This window comes from Maribacter sp. 4G9 (assembly GCF_002742265.1).
Classification (GTDB): Bacteria; Bacteroidota; Bacteroidia; order Flavobacteriales; family Flavobacteriaceae; genus Maribacter.
The window spans coordinates 19,308-34,900 of the sequence record NZ_MDGL01000043.1 but is presented as its reverse complement, the minus strand read 5'-3'; the positions used below and the strand labels follow the sequence as shown (position 1 = coordinate 34,900).

The following is a 15,593-nucleotide window of genomic DNA, read 5'->3' as shown; positions in this document are numbered from 1 at the left end:
CCTTTGAATGCCTATAATAACTATACTTCATTTAAATTTTCAAAGATGTTTTTTATTCCTTAACTGGTGTCCAAAGTGGCCCGACTAATACCAAAATCAAGAAAATATTAGCTATTACATTATTAGAATTACCCGAAAAAATTGAGCCTAAACCATCAATAACAAACCAACATACTAAACTTATTAAAACAATTTTGCGCGTCTGTTCTGGTGCAATATCATAAATTTTTGATGACAAGAACCATATTAAGATTCCCCAACCAAATAAAATCCCTCCAAGTAATGCAGATAAAAAGACTGTTGATTTTGCATCATAATTTTGAAGTTCGTCAATTGGCCAACTTGAAATATCAAGGACTACTTCAATTGCTTTGTCCGTTTGGTGTACTGTTCCTAGAAAGAATAATACAGCATAAGTAATAATAGAAATTGCTGTTACTTTTAGCCAAAATTTGTGCGTTTTATGCGTCATAATTAATCATTGATTTGTTTGCGCAAAGGTGTCAATGATTAAGTAAATATTTTAGTCGGTAACGTACAATTCAAACAAACTGCTTTGTTATTTGGCTCAAATTTTCAAAGTAGTTCGAAATATATTGGTATTCTAAATTATCTTTATTGATTCGCATATAGAAATCATCAGTTACTATTTCAAACAATCCATTAAGCTGATTTGTAGTCAATTTGAGATTTATTTCTTTGGCCCATAACATTACGGCATAATTACCCAATATTCGGTTTGATTTTAAGAGTGCGGCTTCTATGACTTTATTGTTTCTATTTATTCTCAATTGTCGGTGAAATAGAAGGTCTATTTTGTGTTCTACAAGTGTGTCAATTAATTCAGGAAATATTGATTCACAGTTTTTTTCTTTTCGCGAAAGGATTGAACATTTTTGACAATGATGATTGATTAGAACTTCAAAAAAGTATTCAAGGTCTGCAAAATGGTGATAAAATGAAGATTTACTAATTCCAACAACTTTAGCAAGCCGCTCAATTTTTAGAGATTCAAACCCATTTAGAGCATAGATTTCATAACCTTCCTTTATCCAAAGTTCTTTCGGTTTAATCATTATCTATACTGTTTTTTAAATCCACACCAACAATTGTATATAGCTCTAAATCATATGCGCTTATAAAATTAGCGTTTTCTGCAACATCGAAGGGGCTTCTATACCAAAAACACCTGCAAATCGTTATTAATCTATAACTATCGCGATCTGTGGTATTAGATTTCCATTTTTATATTCCTCAGTTTTCGATAATTAAAAACCTACGATGAGACTAACTGCCTTCTTAAAAATCATGATCCTATCAATACTAATCATTTCCTGCTCATCGAATGATGAAGATGATGCTATAACCGAAACTATAGAATACCCATCTTTTGGTTCAGAAATAGAGGTGACCATAAATGATTTATCATTTGATGCAATGGAGCCATTTATATCTTTTGATGGAAACTATCTGTTCTTCAATAATATAAATGATGGTGTACATACAAAACTCTATTATGCGGATAAAGTCAATGACTCCACTTTTAATTACGTAGGAGAATTAATAGGAACAAATCAAACTTCAGCACCGCATTTAGACGCGGTTGCGGACATGGACTCAAATGGGAATTTTTACTGGACATCAACAAGGAATTATCCATCGGAATTAAACAATCTCTTTCGCGGAAATTTTAGTGGTGGAAATGTCAGTGATATTGAAAGAGTTCAAGGTGATTTTAATATGAATATTCCCGGTTGGCTTGTTATGGATCATGGAATCAGTATGGATGGAGAGTTTTTATACTTCAACAATGCAAGGTTTGATGATGAAAATTGTCAGGGTCCTTGCGAAACACTATTAGGAGTTGCCAAAAAAAACAATGATGCTATGTTCAGTACGCTGCCTAATTCAGAATCAATTTTACAGCATATCAATAATGTAAATTACATCTATTATGCGCCTTGTATAAGCAATGATAATCAGGAACTATATTTTACAAGATATTTAAAAGGGCAAATTACCACAGGTACCGTTTTTGAAATATGTGTGGCGGTCAGAGAAAATTCTACTTCTGAATTTTCAATTCCAAAAGTTTTGTTTTCCGAAACTATTTCAGATTTAATAGAAGCTCCTACGCTTACAGCAGACAAAAACATCATGTATTATCATAGAAAAACCTCTGATTCGCACAAAATTATGATGCGATATCGAACTTCTTTATAAAGCTGCACGAAATAAATAGAACGTTATTATTAGAAGAAAAAAGAGGGCAATTATTACTAATTACCCTCCTAATACTTGATTAGTATATTCCTTAGATTTCGTTTGCACCTGCCTCCGCTACAGTATGGTCATTTTCTACTGAACTTCCGCTTACTCCAATAGCTCCGATAATTTCGCCGGAAGCGTTTTTAATTGGAACTCCTCCTGGAAAAGTAATCAAACCATCATTGGAGTGTTCAATATTAAATAAAGGCTGTCCCGGTTGCGACAATTCTCCAATAACTCCTGTGTTCATGTCAAAATAACGAGCAGTCTTTGCTTTTTTAATAGCGATGTCAAGTGAACCTAACCACGCACCGTCCATGCGACTGAATGCTACTAAATTTGCTCCTGCATCTACAATTGCAATGTTCATTTTAGTGTCAATTGCTGTAGATTTTTGTTTTGCTGCGGCAATTGCTTTTTCCGCTTGTGCTAATGTAATATTCATAATTCTCTTTTAGTATTGTTATTATTATGATGCAAAAATACTATGAGAGGGAATGTGTCGAGTTACTAAAACAGTTCAATAACTTATGAAAAAAGGTCAATTTAAGAATTGATGATTACGTTTAAAAATCAAGAACATGTTTCACTTGGGCTAAATCCAAATTTATTTTTAAAAGCTATGCTAAAGTTAGAAAGGTTGTTGTAGCCAAACTCTAAATAGATGTCTGACGGTTTTAAGTTGTCTTGTTCCAGAATTTCTTTTGCCTTATTTAAACGCTTGTCTTGCAGCCATTTTCCTGGAGACATTTTATATTCGGTGATAAAATGGCGTTTAAAAGTAGATAAGCTCATATTGCATAAAAATGCAATTTCTTCCAATTTTAAGTTAGAATATATTTTACTTTCAACCATTTTTTTAAATGGTGAACTTTCATTAATTATCAATGAATTCAAGTAGCGTTCAAATTTTCTTCCGTATTTCTGAGTCAGATAAAGCAATAATTCCTCAAATTTTACAGAAAGAAGGTTTTCCATAAAAATAGTGGGAGCATCGCTTATCGTAGAAAGTGAATTTAAATAGGATGAGATGTAGCCATCATTTCTTATAATAAAATAAGGAGCTTCATCTTTTATTGTTTCTTTGGTATCGATATGTTTTTCCAAAAACTCTTTAAGTTTTCTATCTGAAAAAAAGAGGAGTTTGCAATAATAGCTTGCTTCAAGGTCCAATAATTCTGTCCAAAGCCAATTGCCTTTTTTAAGTAATAACGATTGGTCTTTGTTTACCGCAACGGCTGTTCCCGCAAAATGAACATGCTTTTTACCAACTTGTAAAAAGCTAAACATATTCATCCCTAAATTAACCTTGCTTTTTACAACGTCGTTGGTCATTTTAAAATCATACACGAATAAATCAGGATTTTTTTTAGCGTCCTTGATGTAGATTTCAGGTATGTTTTCTGTTGGCATCTAGACTTATTATTTCATTCGTGTTAGGCCAAGATAAAAATAGTTTTCAACCAGTTCTATCAATCGTTTATGTTTGTTTCAAAACCTTCTTTCCACCTATTTAGGTTTTCAGAACATTAAGGCCTTTGTATTTTACAATTCATTCTTATAAATCTTTCCGTCTTTCATTATCAGTTTCAAGGTTTTTTCAGGATGCGCTACAACCTCAATATCATCCAAAGGATTACCATCATAAATAAGTAAATCTGCATATGCACCTACCTTGATAACACCTAATTTCCCTTCAGTATACGGATTGATTTTGCCGGAAAGGGAGAACAAACGAGCGTTTCCTGAAGTTGCCTGTTTTAAAATTTCCAAAGGGGAATACCATTTAGCACGGGTTGTAAATTCAGTCAGGGCATAAGATTCGTAACCTAAGTCTCCATAGGCATCAGAACCAAAACCTACATTAATCCCGTACTTTTTTGCGAGTTTGAAAACAGTATCTGTTCCTTCCAATACTGGCTTTATTTTTTTGTTCAAAGCTTCGGGAATGGTATCTTCTCCAGGTACCCAGAAACTTGCAGGGGTTTCTGTCCAGAAAGCTTGAGGGACCAACCATGCATCTTTTTCTTTTATTAATTTCACAGTTTCCTCATCAAGAAGATGACCATGATCCAAACATTTTACACCTGCATTCAGGGCACGAATAGCTCCTTTCGGTTCATAAATATGAACGGCGACATAAGTATCCCAATCGGCCGCTGCTTGAACGGCAGCCTCGAGTTCTTCAGTCGTGAACTGCACGGAATGAATCGGGTCAAAATCAGATGCAATACCACCGCCTGCCATCACTTTCAGTTGGGTGGCTCCTTTTCTTAAATTTTCACGCGCTGCTTTTAATACTTCAGGGACACCATCTACAACAAAAGCCCAGCCTAGTGCCGCATCCGAAGTAGTCATTTGTCCGCCAGATAATTGAACACTGGGTTCATTGGCGCTGCGCATATCACCATGGCCAGATGTTTGGCTGATGTAGGCCCCTGAAGGATAAATACGTGGCCCTATCGTTAAACCTTCATCTATAGCCCTTTTAATTCCAAAAACAGGACCCCCTAAATCACGTACCGTTGTAAACCCCAACATTAAAAAATTCTCAGCTGCCTTTGCCGTTCTAATAGAAGTATACATCCAATGGGCCTCATTTCTGGTTTCTCCATTACCCATAGTGGCAGATAAATGAACATGCGCATCTGAAAGACCAGGTATTAGTGTTTTGCCAGCACCATCAATGACAGTAGCACCATTAGGTTCTGAAATGCTTTTTCCAACTTTTATAATTAGGTTGTCTTTAATAAGAACGCTTAGGTTTTTATCAAGCTTGTCACTAGTTCCATCCCAAACATTGACATTTTTGATTAGGATGTTATGCTGCGAATAGACAGCGATACCTATAACGAAAAAAAGGAGTGTTAAACATGTGGTTCTCATAAAGCTATTGTTATAATTAATATTATGGAATCTAAGTAATATAGGTAGTCTTTTCTATTAATAACTCAATTTTTGTTTTTTCATAGCGCGGCGATAATTCATGGCCACAGCGTCAAATTTCAAATGAAGTTCTTCGGTAAAATCAAAAGGTACTTGTTCTGGTCGTTGCGATTCAACAATGCGTTTATCTTGGTCGAAGATCACTTGTTCAAAATCCTGCAAAATAGTATCTGGCTCGTCATGGTCATAATTACGGCCTATGATACAAAAACCACGACATTTATTATGCGAGATAGGCTGTGAGGTAAAGAAGTAAACCATGCCTTTCTCTCCACCCCATCCCAAACGAAGAACAATGCTGTATGGTAAGTGCAATTCATAGACACTTCGTCGTTCAGGTTTCACCACGTCGTCATTGGCAAAAATGGGAAAGTCATCGCTATTGGTTGCTTCGGGTCGTACAACAGAATAATGTAAAACAGAATCTTTAACAGTCACTTTGCATTCTGGCACTTTAGGCCTTTCGGGGTCACCTAATAGTCCTGGGTGCACCCAAGGAAAGTGACCAAAATCTGTAAAATTTTCTACTTGTCTTGAACTATCGCTTTTCCAATCAAATGGCCCCGTGTTGACCAATTTCCAATCATTATTTTCGTACTCCGGAATATCAGGAAGGTCGTAAACAGGCTCTTTTAAGGCAACCCATACTAATCCAAATTTTTCTTGACACTGATAACTCGGAGTTTTTGCTTTACTAGGAATTTCTGCTTCCGGATCTTGCGGAATCTTTACGCAGGCTCCTTTTTTATCGAATTGCCAAGCGTGATAGGGACAAACCAAGCAATCGTCTTTTATCCACCCTAAAGACAAAGCAGTTCCTCTATGAATGCAAACATCACGCATCGCATGTACTTCGCCATCAGATGTTCGCCACACCACTACCGGTTCGTCCAAAAGAAAAGTGCCAAATGGGGAATCTGCTTTGATTTCATGACTATATCCAACTGGGTGCCAGCATGCCATTAGTTTTTCTGGAAATTCAATCTTAGTATTGGTCATAAGTATTATTATTTTACATCAACAATTGTTGATGTAAATATATTCATTTGTAGATACAAACCAAATTTTTCATTACTTTTCGCTAATCCTACTAACATTATATTTATCAAAATGAAGAAAAGTGCAAAAAGAGAACGTTTTTTAAACGTAGCGCTTGAACTGATTCATAAAAAAGGGTTTAAAGCAACAACTATACGCGACATCGCACAGCAGCTCAACTTCGATGTTGCCAATGTTTACAACTATATAGATTCTAAGCAGTCTTTATTGGAAACCTATCTCTTCAGCATTCAAGATGAATTTCACGATTCAATTGATTTAGTTTTAGGCTCAACCCATACTCCAAAAGAAAAATTAAGATTAGTTATTTCCTCCTACATTCAAATCACGGCCAAAAGACCTTTTGAGCAAGCGCTGCTTGCCAATGAATGGCGTAATTTAAAAGAGCCAAGGCTTCAGGTGTTCTTAAATCGCCGAGAAGACTATGAAAATAAAGTGAAAACAATTATTAAAGAAGGAATCACAAAGGATGAGTTTAGGAAAGTGGATATAGAAATTACCACACATACGGTCATGTCTAGCCTACGTTGGGTATATCTTAGTTATATTAATCCCCAGTCAAAAATCAACGCTGAAATTATAGAACAAGAGTTGACTGATTTTATTCTAGCAGGGATTGTAAAAACATAAAAGACATTCATATACCCAATTCAATAAATAGTAATGACCTTTGTATAATTAGAAAGTTGAAGAATTTACTTTATGACAACAGCCGAAGCAAAACTAAAAGAGCGCGTAAAAGAACTGACGTGTCTTTATGAGGTTACTTAGATAATTGTGAACTATGTTTTAAGAACATGCCATTTGCTTTTTATGTCACGAACACAAATGATATTAAATGTAATTGCCATAGATACTGAAAGCTAACAAAATACAATAACGAGATAATAATTCGAACAGAAAGGTAGTAGCACAAACAAGTAAGTTAAGCTTGGCAATCAATGCCACTATAAATATATATAAACCGTAAATATATTGTTATGATTAAATATGCAATTGCACTATTATTTTCAGTAAGTATGTTAAACGCGCAAACTACGGTAGACCAAACGGCAGCCGATGTTCAAGTCGGAGATGTTTTTGAAATCGGTAAACCGGAGACAAATACATACAAACACATCAATTTCCCTAGAGCAAACTTCATTATCAAAAGGGGCGGTATCGCCAATTATAAAAGAGTGGAGGGAGCAAAAGTGGTAGTAACATCGATAAAGGAAAAAAAAGATGGTACAAGACAAGTAAAGATCAAGCGTACGGATGGTAACCGTTTCTTTAGAAGTCACCCCGTAGTGTCGGTAGATTTTAAAGAAGCCTTGGAGTCGGGCGAATTAGAGGTACTTTAATTTTTCTTGCTTGGCCGGTTCATGAAACTCATCTAATACAATAGCTTGATAACCAAAACTAATGACCTTCTATGAATACGCTTGGGCACTATAAATATTTCCAAACAATGTAAGTTCCTTTTTTATTGTACTCACCTCTTCTCGTACAGTAGAAATAAAATTTCTTGGCAGGTAAAAGGAACCATTTATTTTTAGTTCACTAATAATTCAACCAAATTTATGAAATGCTAGCACTATTTTTCTCCTGGTATTCAGGACAGTCCAATCGGATATCTTGATTCAATAATTCTTTGTCCAGAAGGTTGCAGTAATCTACTTTATTATTCTTTTGATAGAATTTGCATCCGAAACAGGTTCTTTGCACCGTTAGAATTCCATGGCGGTTCAGCTTATAAATCAATTCACTAACCGTTCTGAATAGACCCTCCAACTCCTTCTGTTCAAAATCGTCGATTTGAGATTTTAAAGGGTTGGCAAAGTCATGGGTTTCAGCTACCATTTTTTTGCCAGAAAGGGATAATTGTATGGAGTAACTTCGACTATCAGTAGATGAAAAATCTTTGACTATTATTCCCTTCCTATCCAAAACTTTAATGGCATCGCTTACCGTTGGTTTGGTGACGTTAAACTCTTTGGCCAAATGACTGACATTGCATAATTCTTGCTTGTGAAAAGCAATGAAAATAAGTATCTGAATCTGGATAGGGCTCAGCCCTACGGTCTTGGCCTTCTCCCAAAGTAATACTTTGAATACTTCTGAAATCCGCTCAAGTCCGGCCACTATTTTACTGGAAATGTCCTTTTGCTGCTGGGTTGGATTGAAAACGCTTTTGTCTATCATAAAAAAACCTGCCAGAATTTGTCCGACAGGCAAAGTTAGTAATCCTAATTAATTTAATCGCAGTTTTCCATTTCTAGAATATCATAGCCTTTTTTGGCAATGTGTTCAGCTATTTCATCCGTTGCCTGCTCAATATGGCAGAAACGACATTCTTCGGTGGTCAACTCTGAAATTTCTACTGATTTTGATTTGAGGTATTCCATACCAAAGCCGAATACGATTTTTTCATCTTTTTGATGATCTGGCACTAAGATATCAAAGTGCATTCTGCGCCCGTCTTCTCTTTGTACATAGGTATCCCAAACTGAAATTTTCATTTTCTTTATTTTACTTTATAAGGTAAAGATAGGTCTCCGCTAGCAACACTAAAAACCTCATAAACCCCCAACATGGGCAAATCCTCTTTACTGGTATTCACTTTCATAAATGCGGTCACGCCATCGTAACTGAAATCGGTTCTATTGTTCATACGATAATCGGGTACGACCACTTTTATTGTACTACTTTTAGTAGTTACCGGGTACCCAGGGGAATCCATATACATAGGCATTCCGGGATTTGTTGGTGGAAGCACGACGGTCTCATCTGCTTTTTTAAACTGTTTGACCGAAAGGCCGCCCGCAACCCTTTTATCCTCATGTAAGATGACCCAATGCGGATGCCATATCACGCCATCATTGTCATAGATTTTGTCATTATTCTCGTCCCATAGGGGAGTGTCATCAAAATCGGGATGCGAAGTCAGGGCAAGGGCTACAATACCTTCGGTTTGATTAAAGCCGACATCGGTGGACTTTAAACTTGTTGGAAAAACATACCCTAAAACCGGTGCGCCATCTAATTGCCCCACTTTTGTAGGCGTGGTTTTTCCTGCTGTACCGTTTACTTGTATTTGCCATAGTGTTACACCCAAATCGGCGTTATGCGTAACACTAACTTCCTTAATAGTAAAGTCTTCATTTTTATATTCGCTTTCCTGGGCAGAGCAATTTATTGTTATGCCGAAAAGCATCAAAGCTGATAATAATACGATTGATTTCATTTTTGTTCTTATTTTATAAAGTCAGAATCACTAAATAAAATTAGGAATCCTAACTTTATGAGTTAAATAAATTAGCCTTTTACATCAGCCATCGAGGCTCCAAAATTGATATGAAGTGCATTGCCTTGAGGTGTGACCAAAGCAGGGACAGATTTAACGCCGGCCTTTTCAGCCTCGTTAATTCTAGATTTGTCTTCTCCAATATTGACTATTTCAACATTCTCGGATCCGACTAGGTTAACGATGTCATGTTCTGCGCTTACACATACAGGGCATCCCGCGTGATAAAAAATTGATTTACTCATTTGACTTTGTTTTTAAGTTTATGCAATAGTGCATTGCAAATATAGTAAGGAATCCTAACTAAACAAATTTCAGAAGGTTTATTTTTAGTTTAACACATCTCCATATTTAAAGAAGTTGTTTGAATTATTGGATTTTAGAGCGTAGTCCAAGGTATATTCCCTTCGTAAAGGAATCTTTTTTTAAGCGAGGATAGTTTCTACTTGATTCCATTAAAACAGAACGAAAACCTAAAAATGTGTATGGGAAGGCTTATTTAATCCAATTCCGCGCGGGCTTTTTTCAACCGGGTAATCCAATCTTTATTAATATTATGTTCAGTTGCACCGGCAATCATAATATCTAAATATTGTTTTGAAGGGGTATAAGGGCCTTTTGGGTTGGCAACTCTGTATAGATCTGCGGCATACCATTTTCCATCATCGCCAAGTACTTGAAAAGTCTCTCTTTTATAAATCCCTAGTGGTACATCTTCTAAGATATCTAAAGCTTCCATTTCTTTTTTTGAAATCCAATATAAAACCGCATAAACCATTCCGCCCGGCTTTTCGATAATACTACTGATTCCACCTTTCATGTTCGTTGAATACTTCCTGAACTGAATCTCGTAATTAGGAAGCTGTGCGTTCATCACATAATCCAAACTTGGTGCATACTCTTTCATGTATTCTTCTGACATGTTTGATCCATATCCCAAATAAAGTATCTTCTCCTCTTCCTTAGACTCTTGAGCAAAACAACTAAATGGAAACCCAATGAAGGCTAAAACGAATACAATTGCTAATGTTTGAAAAAGTTGGTTAGGTTTCATGTCTTAATCTTTTAGTTATAATTAAATGTAGCTATAAAAAACAAAATACTTCTTCAAGATAATAATGACCGAATAACAAATTAGAAAACTACTTTGAATTACCTTCAATCAATCATTCAGATATCGGCCCTTCAAAAGCTTCAGGTTGACTTTTTTTGCGTTCTTCAATTGTAATGTCAGGCATTCGGGAATTGATGCCCTTTGCTTTCATGCGTGCATATTGAGTGGTGAGTCGTTCTTGAAACAAGCTCCAATTAATATTATTTTCTACCGTCCATCCTTTTTCTGCTACGGCAAATAGCCTCGGATATGTCATATATTCCAACCGTTTTTGATTATCGATGAATTCCGTCCAGATGCCTGCTTCAATTCCGATAATTTGATCGGACATACTTTCGCTAAATGTATCAGGAATTGGCTTCCATCGATATAATGCTTCCATTGAATTTGGACCGTTGTGCAGGCCTTCCCAATTGGCACCAGCTTCTTTTAAGTCGCTGGGATAGTCCAAATACAGGTAATCAACCGGAGAGAGTATAATTTGATAACCACGCTCAGCGGCGGTATGTAAAACCTCAGGATATTCTCCTCTCCACCATTGCAAAGTAGTCGCTATGTTGACGCCAAAATCGGAAGCTTCATCCCAAGCAATTGGTTTTAAACCTGATGCAACGATAAAATCTGCCATTCTGCGATCGAACCACCCTTCAAACTCATGCTGATCTTTGAGCTTTAATTCCTTCATTTTTGCAAGCATATCTGGTCGGCCGTCCCAATTATGATGTCTAACCTCATCGCTTCCATAATGGACATAATCGGTATTAAAAATATCAGCCAACCGTAGCACTACGGTTTCTATCATATTAATGGCATCTTCATTGGCAATGTTGAGGGTGTTATTGCCCCCGCTAAATTCAGGGTATGCTCTTTCAACAGCTCCCGAATGACCGGGAACATCCACTTCAGGAATTATCACAATCTGCCTTGCATTGGCATATGCTGTGATATCGCGGGCTTCTTTCTCGGTAAGATACATCTTCGGTCCATCTGGATTTGACTTATCGCCACGTGAACCAATTTCGATAAGTTTAGAATATTCTTTGATCTCAATGCGCCAACCGGTATCATCGGTTAGATGAAGGTGCAACCGATTCATTTTATACGCAGCCATTTGATCTATCAATTGCTTTATCGCCTCTGGACCAAAGAAATGTCTTGAAATGTCCAACATAGCACCCCGCCATTCAAACCTGGGAGCATCTTCAATACTAAGCTGGTCCAGCTTCAATTCTTCAGGTTGTACGTTAGCTCCTGAAACAGGAGTCAATTGCAAAATGGTCTGAAAGGCATAAAAATACCCCGCCTCTGAAGAGGCATTAATTGTTAATTTTGATTCGGAAATATCCAATTGATAGGCCTCATTGGCGAGGGAGTCCACTTGACTCAACTCGATTGTATTTTTTACTGCAGTTTCTTTTCCAATAGGGCAGTTCCATCCTACAAGATCTTTAAGCTGGCTATTAAACAATGTAGCTACTTTTTCCTGTTCCTCAGTTTTAAAAACCAATTTTGTCGTATTGCTCAAGATAAAAGAGCCTTCATAAACCCTGACCTCTTTGGGTTGAGGAATTAACGGCAATACAATATCAGTTAATTCACTTCGCTCTTCTGAATTACAAGACACCATTACTAATACCAAGAAAAATTGAAGAATAGATTTAAGTGTAATGTGGTTTTTCATAATTGAATCATACTAAATGGTTGGTCCCACCTCGTTTAGAACTGTGCTTGTTTTGTTCTTTAGTTGAGGCGTATCAGTTGCTATCCACCTAATCAGAATTCAACATCGGTCGTATCGAAAACGAATAGTCATAAGATTTAGGCTGTATCATATATTCGTCGTGTACAGGGGCTCTCCAAGAATTATCACCGCCAACGCCCATCTGCAAATAATCGATATTCCATTGTACGCTGTTTCCGATTTTGATATCCGCACCATGCTTTTTGGTAACTGGCACCAATCCGGAGGCAGAAATACCCGCATCTTCGCTGTTGAAATCGATTTCTTTCATGGCAAATGGCCAAGTACTGGCGTTCAGCAACTGCTTACTTTTAAGTTCCAAGGTCAATGCATCTGAAGAAACCTGCATCCAGCGAACATCAGTCTTGTTTCCGGTTTCCTGGGGTCTCATATATCTATGGAATTGTTCCACTACCTTACCCTCATGGATGCCCACTTTCATCCCTGTTTTCCTATCCCAATAACTCTCCGCAGGGCCTTTGCCGTACCAAGATATCTCAGTAAACGAGTCTGGAAGTGTCAAATACATTCCCAATCTCGGAATGTTCGGTAGCTCTTTTTGTTTCGGCTTAAATTGATAGTTGATATTCAAAATTCCATTATGTAAAATCTCATAATCTACTTTAACATCCGCTTCGGAATGGGGTAGGGTGTAGGCAACTTTGAACGAAACGCCATCTTTAGTTTTTGCAGGCTGCTCCGTTAATTGGGCAGAGTAGCCATAAGTAGCCGCCTGCCATATTTTGGCCCATTTGTCCATCCCATTCCCTAAATCGTTATCGGTCGGGGGCCTCCAAAAATTAGGCCGAATAGGTTGGTTGGTAACCGTTTTTCCTTCGAAGGCCCACGATATTAACTCCCCTGTCCTGATATCGATTCTAAGGTTTGTTTTATCATTTTTTATTTCTATATCCTCACCGGAAGCAACTATTTGCAATGGCGTTTTACTAGGAAGGGCCGAGACATGTCTTGCTCCCTCATTAAGAACAAACTGATCCCAAGCCATTTCATATTCTTCTGGAACCAAAGGCGTTTCATTTTTCTGGATTAGGCTAACTTCCAGAATATATTCTTCTTCGGGAATGAAAATATCGGGAACGTTCTCGAACTGAATGGTTTTCGTTTGCCGCGCGGCGACATTCAGGTCGGTTTTGGTTTGCTGATACACTTCTCTGCCATTATTCAAGACTTTTAAGTGCACCTCTTTATCCGAAACATCGGCAAAGAAGTTTTTATTTTCGATGGCTATGGTTCCGTTTCCTACATAATTGAATTGAACGGGCTCATACACCTTTTTTACTTCATAAAGATGCGGATTTGGCTTTCGGAAGGGATTCACCAGACCATTGTTCAAAAAATTTCCGTCCGTCGGTAGATCGGGGTGGTAATCATGGCCGTAGGCAAAATAGGGCTTACCGTTTTCGTCTTTGAACTCCAGGCTTTGGTCCACCCAATCCCAAATAAAACCGCCTTGTAGGTTGGGGTATTTTTCGATGATATCCCAATAATCCTGAAGATTTCCGACCGAATTTCCCATAGCGTGGGCATATTCGATTATAATAGAGGGTTTATCAGAATCCGATTCACCATGCTCAATAAGGTATTCGAATTTCGGGTACATGGGGCAATAGAGGTCGGTATAATCTTCTTTCCCCGCGGGTTCATATTGCACGATTCTATTGTCGTCTTGTTCTTTTAACCATTTATAAGTTGTCCTGAAAATTTCACCTTCACCTGCTTCGTTCCCCAGTGACCAAGAATAAATGGAAGGATGGTTTCGATCGCGAAAGTACACGCGTTGGGTACGCATCAAGTGGGCGGGCAACCAACTCATCTCATTTCCGATTTGGGTCTTCTCGTCAATGGCCAACGGATGGCTCTCGATATTGGCCTCATCGACGACATAAAGTCCATATTTATCACAAAGTTCCAACCAATAGGGGTCGTTGGGGTAGTGGGCGCTACGAACGGCATTGATATTATTCTGTTTCATCAGTTTGATATCCTTTTCCATGGATTCCCTGGAGACCACATGCCCGGTCAATGGATCGGTTTCATGCCGGTCTACCCCTTTAATATAGATGGCTTTTCCGTTAAAAAGTACTTGGCTGTTCTTGATTTCTACCCTTTTAAAACCTGTGCTACGTTTGATGTATTGATTGTTTTTCGAGTTTTCGGAATCTTCCAATGAAATAGAAAGTCGATATAAATGTGGAAGTTCGGCCGACCATTGTTTTGCGTTTTCAATAGTTGTTTCAGCTGTAAAATCGACACTCGAACCGGCCGGAATTTCAACGGTCTCCTTGGTTTTGAAAATCGTGGTATTACCATCCAAGAGTTCTATAGTTATGGCTCTGGATGCTGCTTTGTCCGAGTCGTTCCGAAGGAAAACGGTGTCCTTGAATATTCCATTGGTATACGTATCGTCAAGATTCGAATAGGCGTAATAATCGGATACAAAAACCTTGGGCCGTGCATAGAGATACACATCGCGCTCAATACCGCTCATACGCAACATGTCCTGACTTTCTAAATAGCTGGCATCGCTCCAACGGAATAGTTGCAGTGCAATCAGGTTTTTTCCTTCGGATAGGTATTCGGTGATATTGAACTCCGCCGGGGTTTTGCTGCCTTGGGAATAGCCCACATACTTACCATTGATATAAACATACATAGCCGATTTCGCTCCGGCAAAATGGAGGATTACGTCCTCGGACAAGAATTCCTTGTCAAGATCTATCTCTTTACGATATGTGCCCACCGGATTGTAGTCGGTCGGCGCATCGGGCCATGTGGTCGTGAAGGGATAGCGTTCGTCTAAATAAATAGCATGGTCGTAGCCTTCAACTTCCCAATTAGATGGCACCGGAATGGTATCCCAACTGCTGTCATCAAAACCCATATTATGAAACGTGGTAGGACGTTCCTTGGGGTCTTTTACAAAATGAAATTTCCAGTCGCCATTTAAACTTAAAAAGCGTTTTGAGTTTTCCCTATCTGAAATGGCATCAGATTCGAAAGAAAAGAACGTCGCTCTGGGAGCCAATTTATTTTCTTCAAATATTTTATGGTTGAAGTGATTGACTTGTTCGGGCACTTCGGATAAAGGGTCTTGTTTGCAATTTGCAAATACGAATAAAAGGAAAATAATAAGGGCATATTTCAAGTTCATAAAATAT

Annotated in this window: 16 protein-coding genes; 3 read left to right on the top strand and 13 right to left on the bottom strand. The window is 37.7% G+C overall.

The genetic code is table 11. From position 1 onward, the window contains the following. Positions 1-52: 52 nt before the first annotated feature. Together BFP75_RS06325 and BFP75_RS06320 are read right to left on the bottom strand one after the other, a co-directional pair. Positions 53-472: a hypothetical protein gene (locus tag BFP75_RS06325; protein WP_099544390.1), complete on the bottom strand. Its 420-nt coding sequence runs from the start codon at positions 470-472 to the stop codon at positions 53-55. Positions 473-542: 70 nt separating this feature from the next. Further along, complete coding sequence (locus tag BFP75_RS06320) at positions 543-1,076, bottom strand: TetR/AcrR family transcriptional regulator (RefSeq protein ID WP_099544388.1); 534 nt, start codon at positions 1,074-1,076, stop codon at positions 543-545. A 205-nt stretch (positions 1,077-1,281) separates the two neighbouring features. On the opposite strand from BFP75_RS06320, the gene BFP75_RS06315 reads away from it, so the two are divergent. Then, positions 1,282-2,223, top strand: coding sequence for a hypothetical protein (locus BFP75_RS06315; protein ID WP_099544386.1), 942 nt, complete (start codon positions 1,282-1,284; stop codon positions 2,221-2,223). Between the two features lie 91 nt (positions 2,224-2,314). On the opposite strand, the gene BFP75_RS06310 is transcribed toward BFP75_RS06315, so the two are convergent. The 4 genes from BFP75_RS06310 to BFP75_RS06295 form a co-directional block, all read right to left on the bottom strand. Then, positions 2,315-2,713 carry a GlcG/HbpS family heme-binding protein gene (locus BFP75_RS06310; protein WP_099544384.1) on the bottom strand — a complete coding sequence of 133 codons (399 nt, stop codon included), beginning with the start codon at positions 2,711-2,713 and terminating at the stop codon, positions 2,315-2,317. Between the two features lie 128 nt (positions 2,714-2,841). Then, positions 2,842-3,681, bottom strand: coding sequence for a helix-turn-helix domain-containing protein (locus tag BFP75_RS06305; protein WP_099544382.1), 840 nt, complete (start codon positions 3,679-3,681; stop codon positions 2,842-2,844). Positions 3,682-3,813: 132 nt separating this feature from the next. Beyond that, positions 3,814-5,154 (bottom strand): metal-dependent hydrolase family protein, encoded by a 1,341-nt coding sequence (locus tag BFP75_RS06300; protein ID WP_099544380.1) that lies wholly within the window; start codon positions 5,152-5,154, stop codon positions 3,814-3,816. 57 nt (positions 5,155-5,211) lie between these two features. Then, positions 5,212-6,213 (bottom strand): aromatic ring-hydroxylating oxygenase subunit alpha, encoded by a 1,002-nt coding sequence (locus tag BFP75_RS06295; RefSeq protein WP_099544378.1) that lies wholly within the window; start codon positions 6,211-6,213, stop codon positions 5,212-5,214. Between the two features lie 111 nt (positions 6,214-6,324). Here BFP75_RS06295 and BFP75_RS06290 point away from each other — a divergent pair, with 111 nt between their 5' ends. Together BFP75_RS06290 and BFP75_RS06285 are read left to right on the top strand one after the other, a co-directional pair. After that, a complete protein-coding gene (locus BFP75_RS06290) occupies positions 6,325-6,903 on the top strand; it encodes a TetR family transcriptional regulator (protein ID WP_099544376.1) in 579 nt (192 codons plus the stop codon). A 350-nt stretch (positions 6,904-7,253) separates the two neighbouring features. Further along, on the top strand, positions 7,254-7,616 hold the full coding sequence (locus tag BFP75_RS06285; protein WP_099544374.1) for a hypothetical protein: 363 nt from the start codon (positions 7,254-7,256) through the stop codon (positions 7,614-7,616). 217 nt (positions 7,617-7,833) lie between these two features. Here the strand turns inward: BFP75_RS06285 and BFP75_RS06280 are convergent, their stop codons facing one another. The 7 genes from BFP75_RS06280 to BFP75_RS06250 form a co-directional block, all read right to left on the bottom strand. Next, positions 7,834-8,457: a MarR family winged helix-turn-helix transcriptional regulator gene (locus tag BFP75_RS06280; RefSeq protein ID WP_240531715.1), complete on the bottom strand. Its 624-nt coding sequence runs from the start codon at positions 8,455-8,457 to the stop codon at positions 7,834-7,836. Between the two features lie 53 nt (positions 8,458-8,510). Further along, complete coding sequence (locus BFP75_RS06275; RefSeq protein ID WP_099544372.1) at positions 8,511-8,774, bottom strand: DUF2024 family protein; 264 nt, start codon at positions 8,772-8,774, stop codon at positions 8,511-8,513. A 5-nt stretch (positions 8,775-8,779) separates the two neighbouring features. After that, positions 8,780-9,499 (bottom strand): hypothetical protein, encoded by a 720-nt coding sequence (locus BFP75_RS06270; RefSeq protein WP_099544370.1) that lies wholly within the window; start codon positions 9,497-9,499, stop codon positions 8,780-8,782. Between the two features lie 71 nt (positions 9,500-9,570). Beyond that, positions 9,571-9,804, bottom strand: coding sequence for a thioredoxin family protein (locus BFP75_RS06265; RefSeq protein WP_099544368.1), 234 nt, complete (start codon positions 9,802-9,804; stop codon positions 9,571-9,573). A gap of 254 nt (positions 9,805-10,058) precedes the next feature. After that, positions 10,059-10,613, bottom strand: a complete 555-nt coding sequence (locus BFP75_RS06260; protein WP_099544366.1) for a gamma-glutamylcyclotransferase family protein — start codon at positions 10,611-10,613, stop codon at positions 10,059-10,061. A 112-nt stretch (positions 10,614-10,725) separates the two neighbouring features. Beyond that, a complete protein-coding gene (locus BFP75_RS06255) occupies positions 10,726-12,354 on the bottom strand; it encodes a beta-N-acetylhexosaminidase (RefSeq protein ID WP_099544363.1) in 1,629 nt (542 codons plus the stop codon). Between the two features lie 88 nt (positions 12,355-12,442). After that, on the bottom strand, positions 12,443-15,586 hold the full coding sequence (locus tag BFP75_RS06250) for a glycoside hydrolase family 2 TIM barrel-domain containing protein (protein WP_099544361.1): 3,144 nt from the start codon (positions 15,584-15,586) through the stop codon (positions 12,443-12,445). Positions 15,587-15,593: the final 7 nt, after the last annotated feature.

Excerpts from the sequence above, each read along its gene's own strand:
- BFP75_RS06325 (WP_099544390.1), bottom strand. The coding sequence starts at position 472 with ATGACGCATAAAACGCACAAATTTTGGCTAAAAGTAACAGCAATTTCT.
- BFP75_RS06320 (WP_099544388.1), bottom strand. The coding sequence starts at position 1,076 with ATGATTAAACCGAAAGAACTTTGGATAAAGGAAGGTTATGAAATCTAT.
- BFP75_RS06315 (WP_099544386.1), top strand. The coding sequence starts at position 1,282 with ATGAGACTAACTGCCTTCTTAAAAATCATGATCCTATCAATACTAATC.
- BFP75_RS06310 (WP_099544384.1), bottom strand. The coding sequence starts at position 2,713 with ATGAATATTACATTAGCACAAGCGGAAAAAGCAATTGCCGCAGCAAAA.
- BFP75_RS06305 (WP_099544382.1), bottom strand. The coding sequence starts at position 3,681 with ATGCCAACAGAAAACATACCTGAAATCTACATCAAGGACGCTAAAAAA.
- BFP75_RS06300 (WP_099544380.1), bottom strand. The coding sequence starts at position 5,154 with ATGAGAACCACATGTTTAACACTCCTTTTTTTCGTTATAGGTATCGCT.
- BFP75_RS06295 (WP_099544378.1), bottom strand. The coding sequence starts at position 6,213 with ATGACCAATACTAAGATTGAATTTCCAGAAAAACTAATGGCATGCTGG.
- BFP75_RS06290 (WP_099544376.1), top strand. The coding sequence starts at position 6,325 with ATGAAGAAAAGTGCAAAAAGAGAACGTTTTTTAAACGTAGCGCTTGAA.
- BFP75_RS06285 (WP_099544374.1), top strand. The coding sequence starts at position 7,254 with ATGATTAAATATGCAATTGCACTATTATTTTCAGTAAGTATGTTAAAC.
- BFP75_RS06280 (WP_240531715.1), bottom strand. The coding sequence starts at position 8,457 with ATGATAGACAAAAGCGTTTTCAATCCAACCCAGCAGCAAAAGGACATT.
- BFP75_RS06275 (WP_099544372.1), bottom strand. The coding sequence starts at position 8,774 with ATGAAAATTTCAGTTTGGGATACCTATGTACAAAGAGAAGACGGGCGC.
- BFP75_RS06270 (WP_099544370.1), bottom strand. The coding sequence starts at position 9,499 with ATGAAATCAATCGTATTATTATCAGCTTTGATGCTTTTCGGCATAACA.
- BFP75_RS06265 (WP_099544368.1), bottom strand. The coding sequence starts at position 9,804 with ATGAGTAAATCAATTTTTTATCACGCGGGATGCCCTGTATGTGTAAGC.
- BFP75_RS06260 (WP_099544366.1), bottom strand. The coding sequence starts at position 10,613 with ATGAAACCTAACCAACTTTTTCAAACATTAGCAATTGTATTCGTTTTA.
- BFP75_RS06255 (WP_099544363.1), bottom strand. The coding sequence starts at position 12,354 with ATGAAAAACCACATTACACTTAAATCTATTCTTCAATTTTTCTTGGTA.
- BFP75_RS06250 (WP_099544361.1), bottom strand. The coding sequence starts at position 15,586 with ATGAACTTGAAATATGCCCTTATTATTTTCCTTTTATTCGTATTTGCA.